Annotated in this window: 9 protein-coding genes and 3 pseudogenes; 7 read left to right on the top strand and 5 right to left on the bottom strand. The window is 59.9% G+C overall.

Going from position 1 to position 12,669, the window contains the following annotated elements; translation table 11 throughout:
- Window positions 1-39: 39 nt before the first annotated feature.
- The 7 genes and pseudogenes from QAZ22_RS06015 (at window position 40) to QAZ22_RS05985 (ending at window position 5,056) form a co-directional block, all read left to right on the top strand.
- Window positions 40-756 (top strand): alpha/beta fold hydrolase, encoded by a 717-nt coding sequence (locus QAZ22_RS06015; RefSeq protein ID WP_063169392.1) that lies wholly within the window; start codon window positions 40-42, stop codon window positions 754-756.
- A gap of 691 nt (window positions 757-1,447) precedes the next feature.
- A pseudogene (locus tag QAZ22_RS06010) lies at window positions 1,448-1,534 on the top strand (helix-turn-helix domain-containing protein); the annotation flags it as partial.
- Window positions 1,535-1,807: 273 nt separating this feature from the next.
- Window positions 1,808-3,289, top strand: a complete 1,482-nt coding sequence (gene nifB, locus QAZ22_RS06005; protein ID WP_063169393.1) for a nitrogenase cofactor biosynthesis protein NifB — start codon at window positions 1,808-1,810, stop codon at window positions 3,287-3,289.
- Window positions 3,290-3,318: 29 nt separating this feature from the next.
- Window positions 3,319-3,513, top strand: a complete 195-nt coding sequence (locus QAZ22_RS06000; RefSeq protein ID WP_024505232.1) for a 4Fe-4S binding protein — start codon at window positions 3,319-3,321, stop codon at window positions 3,511-3,513.
- Window positions 3,514-3,598: 85 nt separating this feature from the next.
- Window positions 3,599-3,919: a nitrogen fixation protein NifZ gene (locus QAZ22_RS05995; protein ID WP_024505231.1), complete on the top strand. Its 321-nt coding sequence runs from the start codon at window positions 3,599-3,601 to the stop codon at window positions 3,917-3,919.
- Complete coding sequence (nifT, locus tag QAZ22_RS05990; protein ID WP_024505230.1) at window positions 3,916-4,128, top strand: putative nitrogen fixation protein NifT; 213 nt, start codon at window positions 3,916-3,918, stop codon at window positions 4,126-4,128. The genes QAZ22_RS05995 and nifT overlap by 4 nt, the downstream gene beginning before the upstream one ends.
- A 34-nt stretch (window positions 4,129-4,162) precedes the next feature.
- Entirely contained in the window at window positions 4,163-5,056 is an 894-nt protein-coding gene (locus tag QAZ22_RS05985) for an SIR2 family protein (RefSeq protein ID WP_024505229.1), read from the top strand.
- A gap of 307 nt (window positions 5,057-5,363) precedes the next feature.
- Here the strand turns inward: QAZ22_RS05985 and QAZ22_RS05980 are convergent, their stop codons facing one another.
- The 5 genes and pseudogenes from QAZ22_RS05980 to QAZ22_RS05960 form a co-directional block, all read right to left on the bottom strand.
- Window positions 5,364-5,930, bottom strand: coding sequence for a sugar O-acetyltransferase (locus QAZ22_RS05980; protein WP_024505228.1), 567 nt, complete (start codon window positions 5,928-5,930; stop codon window positions 5,364-5,366).
- Window positions 5,931-6,394: 464 nt separating this feature from the next.
- A pseudogene (gene nifA, locus QAZ22_RS05975) lies at window positions 6,395-7,438 on the bottom strand (nif-specific transcriptional activator NifA); the annotation flags it as partial.
- A gap of 772 nt (window positions 7,439-8,210) precedes the next feature.
- Complete coding sequence (locus tag QAZ22_RS05970) at window positions 8,211-9,419, bottom strand: beta-ketoacyl-[acyl-carrier-protein] synthase family protein (RefSeq protein WP_063169394.1); 1,209 nt, start codon at window positions 9,417-9,419, stop codon at window positions 8,211-8,213.
- On the bottom strand, window positions 9,420-9,701 hold the full coding sequence (locus QAZ22_RS05965) for an acyl carrier protein (RefSeq protein WP_029356603.1): 282 nt from the start codon (window positions 9,699-9,701) through the stop codon (window positions 9,420-9,422).
- Window positions 9,702-10,919: 1,218 nt separating this feature from the next.
- Window positions 10,920-12,143 (bottom strand): annotated as a pseudogene (locus QAZ22_RS05960) (IS110 family transposase).
- Window positions 12,144-12,669: the final 526 nt, after the last annotated feature.

The raw sequence follows: 12,669 nt of genomic DNA, 5'->3' as shown, positions 1-12,669 counted from the left end.
AGCCACAACGGCCGGTGAGCAAATGGAACGGCACAATCCATGATAAAGACGTATGTGCTAGTGCATGGTGCCTGGCATGGCGGATGGTGTTGGCGGGACGTCGCCGCCAATCTTCGCAAGATGGGATGCCACGTGACCACGCCTACCCAGACAGGTGTCGGCGAACGCGCACGTTTGCTGTGCAAGGACATCACGCCCGACACATTCGTGACCGACATCGTCAACCACATTGTAACGGAAGAGCTGAGCGATGTGATCCTTGTCGGTCACAGTCTAGGCGGCATCAGCATCACCGGCGCCGCCGACCGGATACCCGACCATATCAGCCATCTCGTTTATCTCGACGGCGCCATCGTCGAGAGCGGTCAAAGTGTATTCAGCACCATGCCCCCCGACATCGTCGCCGCCCGTCGAAAATTGGTTGCGGAGGAAGGACGGGGTATCTTCATGCCGACTCCGCCGCCAACAGCATTCGGCACTCCCGAGGGACACTCGCTCACGGACTGGGTGCGGCGCCGGATAACACCGCATCCGGCAGGCACCTACGAAAGCGGACTTAAGCTCGAGCACCCGCTCGGCAACGGCAGACCCCGAACCTATGTCGTCTGCACTAATCCACTCCACCCGCCGATGGCGGGAGCGCGAGAATGGGTCGCGAAGCAGGATGGCTGGGCGTGGCAGGAACTCGCCACTGGCCACGACGCAATGATCCTCGCGCCGACGGAAGTTGCTCTCCTTCTTAGCGCTGTCGGCTGAGGAACCAAGTAGGGGGAGCGGCGGCCGATTCTCAGGCCGTGGCCTTGAGCTCTGGTGCAAGGATGTAGGCCCAACGGGTCGTTCCGGTGGCGCCACCGAAACCACTAGGCGGGAGTGGCCTGTCCTGCCGACGTCGCAAGCTTGCGAGCGTTCCGCCGCGGCCGCAGCCCGTAGCGCCGGGCAACCTCCGAGATCACCGCGTCGGCTCCAGGGTCTCGGAGATGACTCCGTGCCTTGTCGTCCATCGACCAATGCCGCCGACCAACAGCGCCGTTGATCACCCTCGAAAACGCCGAGGCTGCCGCTCAGGGTCAATCGTAAGTTCAAGTTCAGACACAAGCCGATCTCCGATCCACCTCAGAATCGGCAGGCCCACAGATCGCGGGTCCTCCTGGAAGGACACAGCGCTTACCCTTGAAATATGGAGAACCATGGCTTTGCGCCGTCGGCAGTTGAGCTGATCTCGCAATGCTATTTCCCCGGCAACGTCCGCGAGCCGGAGAACTGCGTGCTTGGCGTTCTCCTCTGGAAGGAACCAATCTTTCGGAACGTGGCAATGTCATCGACGAGCTCTCACGGGCCAGCACGATGCCGGTTCGGCGCATCGGCGCCCGCCTGAACACGAGATGGCCACTTGCGATTCTAACGATACGGCCGGACGGGGGCTGGGACCGCGGCGGACGAAGCGTGACGGCTGATCGACACAATGGAGAAGGCCGGCTGGGTTCAGGCTAATGCGGCTCGAATTCTCGGCCTCAAGCTGCGACAAGTCGGCTAGGCGATACGCCGGCATAGTATCGAGGTGAAGGAACTTCTAAGAGCCTGATGAGCCAATCGTCAGGCCAGTGGTCTTGCGCGCCCTGTGCGCGACAAGGAGTGCTTCGTGCTTCTGAACGGATTTGGACTTGCACTGTCGCAAGCAGGACAAAATTGTGTCGCGCCGGCCTGACACAATGCGATATCGACCCGAATAGTGAACTGAAGCCGCTTTTTTCAGTTGGTATGGCTCTTGCACCTTGAACCGCGACGTTACCAGCAACGGAGCCGTTTGATGTCCTCACCGACAGTTTCGATTGAGGGGCCGACTAGCACGACATCCGAGGGTCTTCTGGCAGCCGCGAAATCCGGTGGCTGCGCATCGTCTTCCTACGGCTCGTCGCCGACCAGCCCGGGCGAAGAGGATCCGGCTATTTGGGAAAGGATCAAGGATCACCCCTGCTTTTCGGAGGAAGCGCATCATTATTTCGCGCGTATGCATGTGGCGGTCGCGCCGGCTTGCAATGTCCAGTGCAACTATTGCAATCGCAAATACGATTGCGCCAACGAGAGCCGGCCTGGTGTTGTGTCTGAGAAGTTGACGCCCGACCAAGCGCTACGCAAGGTCATCGCCGTTGCCAACAAAGTTCCGCAGCTTTCGGTTCTTGGCATCGCTGGGCCGGGGGATGCCTGTTACGATTGGGAGAAAACGAAGGCAACGTTCGACCGCGTCATCAGGGAAATCCCCGACATAAAGCTGTGCGTCTCCACTAATGGGCTCGTGCTGCCGGACCATGTCGCCGAGCTTGCCGAAATGAATGTTGATCACGTGACGATCACCATCAACATGGTCGACCCGGAAGTCGGCGCGAAGATCTATCCATGGATCTTTTATGAAAATCGCCGCTACTTCGGCATCGAAGCCGCTCGAATCTTGCACGCGCGGCAGATGCTGGGCCTGGAGATGCTGAGCGCGCGCGGCATCCTCACCAAAATCAACTCGGTGATGATTCCTGGAGTGAACGACCAGCACCTGTTTGAGGTGAACAAAATGGTCAGGGAGCGGGGCGCGTTTCTGCACAACGTGATGCCTCTGATTTCGGACCCGGCGCACGGTACCCACTACGGACTCATCGGGCAGCGCGGCCCAACGGCAACGGAGATGATGGCTCTTCAGGATCGACTTGAAGGTGGCGCCAAGTTGATGCGCCACTGCCGGCAGTGCCGGGCAGATGCTGTCGGCCTGCTCGGTGAAGATCGTGGCCAGGAATTCACGCTGGACGGTATTCCCGACGATGTCGCCTACGATGCTGGCAAGCGTCAGGCCTATCGGCAGGTGGTCGCACACGAGCGCCGTGATCATGAGGCGGCGAGGAGCGAGGCCATCGGTATGGTCAAGGCAACAGACTCCGAAAAGTCGCTTCTGGTTGCGGTGGCCACTAAGGGAGGTGGACGGGTCAACGAACACTTCGGCCACGCGAAGGAATTCCAGGTTTATGAAGTCTCGCCTAGAGGGATCAGCTTGGTCGGGCATCGGAAGGTCGAGCGGTATTGCCTCGGAGGCGGGGGCGAAGACGCCATCCTCGAGGGCGTCATCGCAGCGCTCGAAGGCATACACATAGTGCTATGCGCCAAGATCGGAAATCGCCCGAAGGAACAACTCTCGCGAGTTGGACTGCGCGTAACCGACGCCTATGGCCATGACTACATCGAGACCGCAGTCAGCGCACTTTACGCGGCAGAGTTTGGGATCAGACCACTAGCGGCGACGGCCTGAGCCGTCTCGTCCGATAACCAGGAGTTAGAATGGCTTTAAAGATCATCGCATCCCAATGTACCCAATGCGGGGCCTGCGAGTTCGAATGTCCTTCGGAAGCGATCAAGTTCAAGGGCGACGCCTATGTGATCGATCCAAACAAGTGCACCGAATGCAAGGAGGCCTTCGATACGCAGCAATGCGTGTCGGTCTGTCCGGTACCGAAAACCTGCGTTCCCGCTTGATTCCTACCGAAACGGTCGGGTTCGCCGCACGACGACGCCTGCAACCCGCGACCACAACAAAAGCCTCGAGAAAGGAATGGACAGCATGTGGTCCAGACGCGAACAGGAGGTCGAAATCGGCAGACCGCCACGGTTCATGCAGGGTGAGCGGGTCCGTGCGATACGCCACATAAAAAACGACGGCACCTATCCCGGCAAGGAGATCGGCGAAAACCTCGTGCGGAAGGGCGACGAAGGCTACGTGCGCGACATTGGAACCTTTCTCCAGCAATTCTTCATCTATGCGGTCGAATGGATCGATCGTGGCACGGTCGTCGGCATGCGAGCGCGCGAACTCATTAGCCTCGACAAAGTCGAGGTTCCCTGCGGAGCTGAAGGCATTTCCAACGGGGGAACAGCCGGATGAAAGTAATGATTCGCAGGACCGCTACTGGCTTGTCGGCTTATGTCCCCAAGAAGGATCTCGAAGAGCCGATCACCGAGATTGAGAACGCTGACTTATGGGGCGGGACCGTGACGCTCAGGAACGGTTGGCGGCTCATGCTGCCCGACCTTCCGCGCGACACGCGTTTGCCGATCACCGTCGAGGCGATGAAGATTTCCGACGGGGCCTGATGCCGGTGGGTTCAGTGGCGGAGAGGAAACGCGTATGAACACGATGCTGAGCTGGGACCATCTCGTCGTCGTCCGGGGCAGTTTTGCCAAAAAACTGATTGACCTGCTGAACGGCGCTCTCAAGGCCGATCGAGTGATCCCCTATCTCGGTCCTGGTCTTCTGCAGCTTAACCCACCGGAATCCCCTGTACCTTGCACCCCTGAAGATGTCGCCGCGGCCCTCAACAAGCGGGCGCCTGCCCCTTCCAGGATTCGCACCAATATGTGGTCGGTCGCGCAGTTTATCGAGCAGCGCCGACATCGTCGGACTCTCCAAGCGTGGATGGCGGAGATATTCGCAGCCCCCGCCGAGCCGACCGTTCTTCACGCCTGGCTCGCAACCCTTCAACTGTCTGTCATCATCGACAGCTGGTACGATGGCGCCATGCGAGCAGCCCTTGCAGAGGCCGGCCAAACAGACGTTGTCGAGATACAAGGAACGACGCGCGCGACCGGAATCGGTAACATCTGGACGAGAACTTACGATTTGTCAGGAACAGAACTCGAGGCCGAACAAGTGGCTAGGACGGTGCTCTATGCGCCGCACGGCAGCGTCAGGCCGGCGGCAAACTTCCTCGTGGCTGATTCCGATTACGTCGAAGTCCTAACCGAAATTGATATCCAGACGCCGATCCCGGACGCGGTGAAGCAACGGCGCGTCAACCGGGGTTTTTTCTTCGTGGGCTGCCGCTTCAACGATCAGATGCTGCGCACATATGCCAGACAGCTGATGAAGCGCTCCACTGGCCCACATTTTGCGGTGATCGATTCGGCTACGCTGACCAGAAACGAACGTCGTTTCCTTGCCGAAGGCGCAATCACGGTCATCGACATGCCGATCCGCAACGCCGCGGCTCGCCTCGTCGGGGTCGATGCTAGCCAGGATTAATGGCCGGCGATTGCTGGTGAGTCGCTGCTTGCCTCCAAGGGCGAAAACTCAGTTGGGAATACATTCGTGAGCAGTAATGCTAGTGGCAGCACAACGTAGGCTCTGAATTCGTTGGGCCATGTGAAAGGGTCCGCTGCTGCGGGACGTGAGCACGTTGCGGCGGCATTACGCACATGATCTTGTGACCCCCGTGGCAAAAGAACTGAAGCGCCCGAGTCGCGACAACATATGCAGCGCTCAATGGCTTCGACAAAAATTCGGCACAGTTTCGACAGTTCGCATGCACCTCCAGGGTCAACGAGGTTGATTATGCCTGTTTATGTGGGTCGGCCACGCGAGCAGGAATTCCCACTACCTTTGCCCCGGCGGGAACATCTCGTGTGACCACGCAGCCAGCGCCTACCACTGCATTATCACCAATCGTGACGCCAGGCAGAATGATTGCTCCACCGCCGATCCAGACACGGCTGCCAATGTGAACAGGACGCCCGACCTGCAGGCCGGCCTGCCGCTGCTCGGCATCATGTGGATGATCGGCGGTATAAATCTGCACAGCAGGCCCAATTGCCGTTCCTTGCCCGATTTTGACCTCTACCACGTCAAGAATAACGCAGTTGAAGTTGATGTAGGCATTGGCTCCAATGCGGATATTGAATCCGTAGTCGCAAAAAAAGGGCGGACGGATGACCGTTCCGCGCCCAACCTCTCCCAGCCGCTCGGACAAAAGCTCATGCCAATGCCCCGTGGTCTGCCCCAGCGTATCATTGTACCGCTTGAGCCAAGCCCCGGTTGCCAACAGGTCAGCTTGGATCTCCGGATCCGCCGCATTGTAAAACTCGCCTGCGAGCATCTTTTCTTTTTGGCTACGCATCATAGTCTCCCGTCAGGTCGTGTCCCGTACAGTGATGCAGGAACGCACATCAAACTGCCTCGGCAACTTTGTAACTCGATCTTGCCGGGCGCGCGGTCGGTCACGAGCCGGGGCGACAGTTTCGTCTCGACCAACTTCCAAGAATTTGGATATCGGAGATCAACCGGTCGCAGGGGCCAATACCTGACGAAGTCGGCAACTGTCCAGCGGTCGAACTCACTTTCATGCCCATCTCAGATTGCGTGATATCGAGCGGTAAGCCATCAGCTAATGTATCGACCAGGTCCCGCCAGAGGATTACTCCTTTTTAGTTTGTCAGTCGCAGAGCCCCAGTACGACTGGTGGTAGAAAGCACACGGCCGGAATCTTGGCAGCGCTGTTCACACCCACTTCGTAAGCCTGGCCGATGGGCTCGGCGCCAGAGCACCAATGCTTGACCTGCTCCAGCTCTTGCTCGGCGGGTTGTTTCAGAGACGCTTGATCTCGATACCGCGTTTTCTCAGCACGTAGCCGATCTGGCGCGGGGTCAAACCGAGCAGGCGCGCCGCCTTTGCCTGCACCCAGCCACACTTTTCCATGGCAGCAATGACCGTATCGGCATCGGGCACCCTACCACGAGTCGTGGCAGGGCCTATCGGCGCTTGCCCGTCGCCGACGGGCGGGGCGGCACAGGCGGCGGAAGGCTCGATCGTAGTCGACTTCTCTGACGTCGGCTGTCCGTTCTTCCACAGCGCCGCGGCCAAGCACTGATCCGCGTAACAGGCAAAGTCAGTTCTGAGGATTGATGGACCCGTCGCCAGAACTGCCGTCCGTTGAACGCAGTTTTCGAGCTCTCGGATGTTACCTGGAAATTCGCAGTTCATTAGCACCTCAATCGCTTCGGGAGCGAAGGTCAGCGTGTGATCATTCTCAGTATTGAAATTCTTGAGAAACTGAGCGGCCAAGAGCGGAATATCACCTCGCCTTTCGCGCAATGCCGGCACGCGTAAAGTGACGACGTTGATGCGATAATAGAGGTCTTGCCGGAACTCCTTGCGTTGAACTGCCGTTTCCAAGTCCCTGTTCGTTGCGGCAATCACGCGAACATCAACTTTAATGGTGTGGTTGCTGCCGACGCGCTCAAACTCCTGCTCCTGCAGGACACGCAGCAGCTTAGCCTGGAACGAACCTGATATTTCGCCAATCTCGTCCAGAAACAATGTGCCTTTGTCGGCAGCCTCAAAGCGCCCCTTGCGCAAACTGCTCGCGTCGGTGAAGGCACCCTTCTCATGACCGAACAAGTCAGATTCCAGAAGCGTCTCGGTGAGCGCCGCGCAATTGACCTTGATGAAGGGCTGCTTGGCGCGAGGCGAGAGCTCGTGAATGGCTTTGGCAACCAGCTCCTTGCCGGTTCCGGATTCACCTCGCAACAGGACCGTAGTCTTCGCCTTGGCCACCTTGACAAGGTGCTCACGCAGCTTGCGCAGCGCCTGACTATCGCCAAGCATCTCCTTGCTGATCTTTTTACGTTCCATTTGGCAGCCCATCCCACTCCGCCACCCGCCGGTAGAACTGCACTGGACGGTGAGCTGTGTTGTATTTCGCCATCATCATTCTCGATCTCACCTTTGTTGCTTCGAAATTTCCGGCGCGCGGACCCCCTCGGCAAATGGCAATGGCGCCTGAGCATCGTTGTCTTTCACCAGGACGAGCGTCTTCTCCTCCGTGCGGGCGCCCGCAATATGCGCGCTTGTTTGCGCAGGCCTTTACTCGACCGGTCGCCGTTCTGTCCGGCTTCTGCCGCACCGCAGCCTGCAAACCCATCCTTGACAAGAAAGGAGGGGAGTCAATCGAGCTCTCCTTGCATTCGTGCAAGGAAAATTGTCAGTTTGATAGAATTCTATCAAAACGGCAGAAACGCCCCGCCCCCAATTTGGCTGTACCTGCGGCGTTCAGCTTACGTGACGACATGTGCGGACTTGTCCCAATTGCCGTCCGAGTTGTGCGGGAAACAGTAGCCGCTGCGCTGTTCGCTTCAACCGCGTGATGCCGCTGACAGTAGAGGCGGCGGCTCGTCGAGCGAGGCTTCATTGTTCGGCTACTAAAGCGGCTGTGCTTTGGTGGGAGTTGGTTTCGCCCAAGTTCTGGGCCTGGGGGCGTCTAGCCCGTTTCGCCGCACAGGCTCCTCCCACATCGTCGAGGCCGAGAAGGAGGGACCCCACAGCCCTCCCTGTATCACAATGCCCCGCCCCTCAAGCAGCTAGATACGACAGGTGACCTCGAATGAGGCGTCTTGCATGGCTTCTACACCTGCCTGAATGCCAGAACTGCGTTCGTACCGCCCATGGCGAAGGCGTTGCTCATGGCGACGCGCACCTTGCGCTCGCGCGGCACATTGGGTGTGATGTCGAGGTCGCAAGCGGGATCTGGCTCGCGATAGTTGGCGGTCGGCGGCACGACGTCCTCTTGGATTGCCATCACGCAGGCGATCATTTCAAGCGCGCTCGCTGCGCCGAGGCAATGCGCGTGCGTGGACTTGGTGGAAGAGATGGACATCGAATAAGCGTGGTTTCCAAACACACGCTTGATCGCCGCCGTTTCAGTCTGATCATTGCTCTTGGTACCGGTGCCGTGCGCGTTGAGATAGTCGACGTCCTCGGCATTCAGCCCGGCATCGGCAAGGCAGGCGCGCATCGCCGACGCTGGCCCCTCGACAGATGGCGCGGCAATGTGGAAGGCATCGGCGGAAAGGCCGACGCCGGCGATCTCGGCAAGAATTGTGGCACCACGCCTCGTGGCATGCTCGTAGCTTTCCAGCACGGCCATGCCCGCACCCTCGCCCAGCACCAGGCCCTTCCTATCGGCGGAGAAGGGCCGGCAGGTATCGGGTGAAAGCACGCGCATTGCTTCCCATGCTTTCAGCACGCCCCATGCGAAGGGTGCGTCGCTGCCTCCGGAAACCATTACGTCGGCCCGGCCCAGCTTGATCTGGTCCACCGCCGAGGCGATCGCATGGTTGGCCGAGGCACATGCGGAGGTCACCCCGAAGACCGGCCCGCGCAAGCCGAGGCTCAAGCTCACCTGGCCGGCGGCGGCGCTTGGCATCGTTTTGGGTACAGCGAGGATGCCAACTCGCCTCGCGCCGTCCAAAAGGAGGGCCCGGTAAGTTTCCTCCATCACATCCCAGCCCAAGCCGCCGACGCCCACTGTCGCGCCGAAGCGATGGGCATTCCCCTCGTCGCAGGAAAGTCCGGCCTGCCGCATGGCTTCGCGCGCTGCAAGCACGGCGAGCAAGCTGAAGCGGGCCATGGAGACGAGCTGCTTGCGATCGATGTCGTGCTGGGGCAGCGCCTTGATCTCAGCGCCGGTCATGCCCTCCAGGTCATGAAGCTCGGAATTGGCGATCGGGCCGATGGCGGAGCGGCCTTCGCGCATCTCTTTCCACATAGAGGCGGCGTCGGTGCCCAGTCCGCACAGGCCGCCCACTCCGGTGATAACGACGCGCCTGTCCATTCAAGCCTCCTTCGCAAGCAAGCCGCGGACGGCTTCCACGACGTCGCCGACATTCTTGAGATTGGACCAGGCATCGGCCGTGTTCATGTCGATCTTGATGCCGTAGGCCTGCTCCACATCCCAGAGGACGTCCGCCAAACCCAGCGAATCGAACCCGAGCGCGTCCAGTTCCGTGGCGATTGTTATCTCGCCGACGAATGACGCAGGCATTCCCTCACCGCTCTCCGACTCGGCGCGTTTCTTGATCAGGGCAATGACGTCCGTTGCGAATTGATCGGCCATTCTGTTTCCTGTCTTTCTTTCCCGCGTTTCGACCTGGACGCGGCTCAGTTCCTGAGGCGCGCCGCGTCGCGAAAGCCATCACGCTTGGGCAACTGACAAAGCCCAATGCTCATAAAGCCGGATCAGGTCCGGCCGGTGTGTGGCGTAGGTGCAGTATGACGATGTGAGCCGCTACACGTGCGCGTCTCCCGGTCTGTCCATAGGCTCGGAAGAAGTCGGACAGTTTGACATGGCCGGTCAGTTGCAACTCCCTTTCCCAGCACTCCACTGCCCGGTAGAGCGCATGAAAAATCTCCTTTCGGGCGGTTTCTTAAGACGCTCGCCACGCCATGAGGCAGTGGGGGCATCGGTGTCCATCAGGTGCTTCTGCCCATGCAGGATTCCAGAACATTGATGAAATCGTTTGTTTCGATGAAAGGCATCCACACTTTGGATGGTTGACCACGCTTTTCAAAGATCGTGAACTACATCTCCTCGTTGTGCTCGACGCACTCCGGACAAGTAACCTCATGGGCGCGGCATGCAGGATTAACCGAGCCCAGCCGGTCATGAGTGCGGCCGGCGCTCGGCTGCTCGATTTATTTGCGCGATAAGCTCGCGACCATGTCCGCGGAGGTATTCAAACTTAACGCTGCGTCCGGGAGCTCTTGCCCTCCAGTTTGCGACGCTCCCCCGCCCATCCAGTGATCGTTTATTTCGTCGGATAGTTTGACCCGGCTCTACCGAATCGCCGCTTCAGGATCATTCTTTCCGATTTCGTCACGCTCGTATTTCTGCCGCGTCCTACACCGATTGGGCGCGAACAAAACTGAGCGCCTTGGAACCCGAACCCGTGCGTCGTGACCGGGAGCATCCGGGGCGAACTCATCCGCTCGGGGGCATCGCATCACCGGACGGCGACAGGCACGGTCGACCGGCATCTCGGCATCGGCTGGGAATTCGTCCATGGTCTGCATTGGCGACGACGCTTCCTGAGGCCACGTAGCCCTTATGCCAAGCTGGGCGCCCGGGTCGAGCGCGTAATGACGACAATTGCTTCGCTGCAGGTCAAACGCTTTCCGGGCCACCTGCAAAGTCTTCACCCGGCCGTACAGCGCCCAAGACCACTGATGTGATCGACAAGAGCCTTTTTGATAAATCTGCGCTATTCTCCTGTCGCGCACGGACGACCGCGTGGCGAAGAGCAGGGTCCGAGATGAGAGCCCTGCCGCGCAGCTTCTATCGTCGCGCCTCGTTTGCGGCATCCGTGCCTACCCTCTTCGGACCTCGTGGGTTCCAACCGGCGACGAGGCGTGCATAGGCGCCCTCGGCCTGCTCCACCCAGCGGCGCTCTTCTTCCCGGTGGCTCTTTATGTTGTAGGCGTGCGCTCCCTTTTGGCCGCGCACAGCCTTGCTCCCGGCCTTGAGTTCCACATCGCGCAAGCTTCTTGGCATGCAGGGAGGGTCGAGCCCACGCGTAACTCTCGCCCTTCTCAACAGATGACAGATCACGACAGAGAGTTTGCGTGCGGTTGCCACGGCCGCGACATGCTGTCCGCGCCGGGCTCGCACGCCGCAGGGAGAAGGCTCGCAACGGTCCGGGAGCACGAGCGGCCGCCCAGGCCGCCTCGACGAGCATGCCGCGCGCATGACCACGGCCCTGCTTGGTGATCCGCCCATGGTAGGCCGGACCTGGCCGGACTGCTGGACGCTTGGGTTCAACCCGAGATAGGTCACGAGCTTCTGCGGATCGTCGAAGCGCGACACGTCGCCGATCGCCGCCCTTCATCGCCAGCGCGACGGTGATGTCGACGCCGGGAATGGTCATCAGCCGCTTCACGCCTTCATCCTCGAGAGCCGAGCGGACAAGATCGCGTTCGATGACCTGGAGGTCTTCGCCCAATCGGTCGAACTCGCGCAGATGCCCATCGATCGCGAGGCGCTCGTCCTGCGGTACGACCTGCTCGATTAACCAGGTCCGACCCTTGGCGCCGCACAGGTCAGCATGCGGGCAGGACGGATCAGGTGGCTATGAAGGATCGACTGGATGACGCTCTTCAATCGAGATCTCTGTCGGACAATCTGATTGCGCCGTGTCACCTGTCGACGCAGAGCCTGCGTCGGCTCGTCCGCAATCCAGACTTCTGGCAAGAAGCCGCTGGCATAGAGCTGCGCAAGAACGTCGGCGTCGATCGTCGTTTTGATCTTGGCATAGGCAACGATAAACACCTGTTTCGGCTTGGCGATCCCCACCTTCTTCACATGCGGCGCAACCACAGCTGCAGCGGACGTCGCGTTGCCGGTGGCCTCGATCACCCCGACATCGTTCGGCGACAGCTTCGCGGCGAACGCCGCCAGCAGATCGCGCCGCATGTCGACGCGGCCGAGTCGCCTGAGCCTGCCCTCCTCCCATGCCACTGCTTCGGCGAAGGCGCGGTGAATATCCAGTCCGATGATAAGCATGCCCGTTCCTCCTTCTTGGCTCGGTCAAAGACGGGAGCTGGCGGGCAACACGACATCTACTGATCCGCGCTCGCAGCGCATCCGGGAAAGTCGCGAGGGGCGGCCATGTAACGAGCTCGGGCTCTCAGCCCACGGTCTATTGACGGCCTGCCTGCACCTTTGTGCTCCCGGTGCCCCACGTCCCGGATGGGCTCACCATAAGGGCGTTCCAAAACAAGAACAGCAGGACGAGAAGGCACCACAGATCACATACCGGATAGCGGCAAGGCCAAGCGCTTCGTTCAGATAGGCTTGCGCCAATGGGCTTAGGCCGAGCCTACAACAGCTCTCAAAAACGCTGCCGGACTGCTGCATTGGCTCGCCGATACAATTGGCACAGGCCTCACGGCAGCTTAGGATCAAACCGCCCATCAGTCGCCTCGGACTGGAAAGGTGCACCCTATTAGGTTCCACGCCTAGCTAGGTCGGGGCCGCCGAAGACGCTGGTTGATAGACCGGCGCCATCGGCCCGGCGTTTCAAACTGCC

The organism is Mesorhizobium sp. WSM4906 (genome assembly GCF_029674625.1).
GTDB lineage: Bacteria > Pseudomonadota > Alphaproteobacteria > Rhizobiales > Rhizobiaceae > Mesorhizobium.
This window is presented reverse-complemented; position numbering and strand designations above follow the sequence as displayed.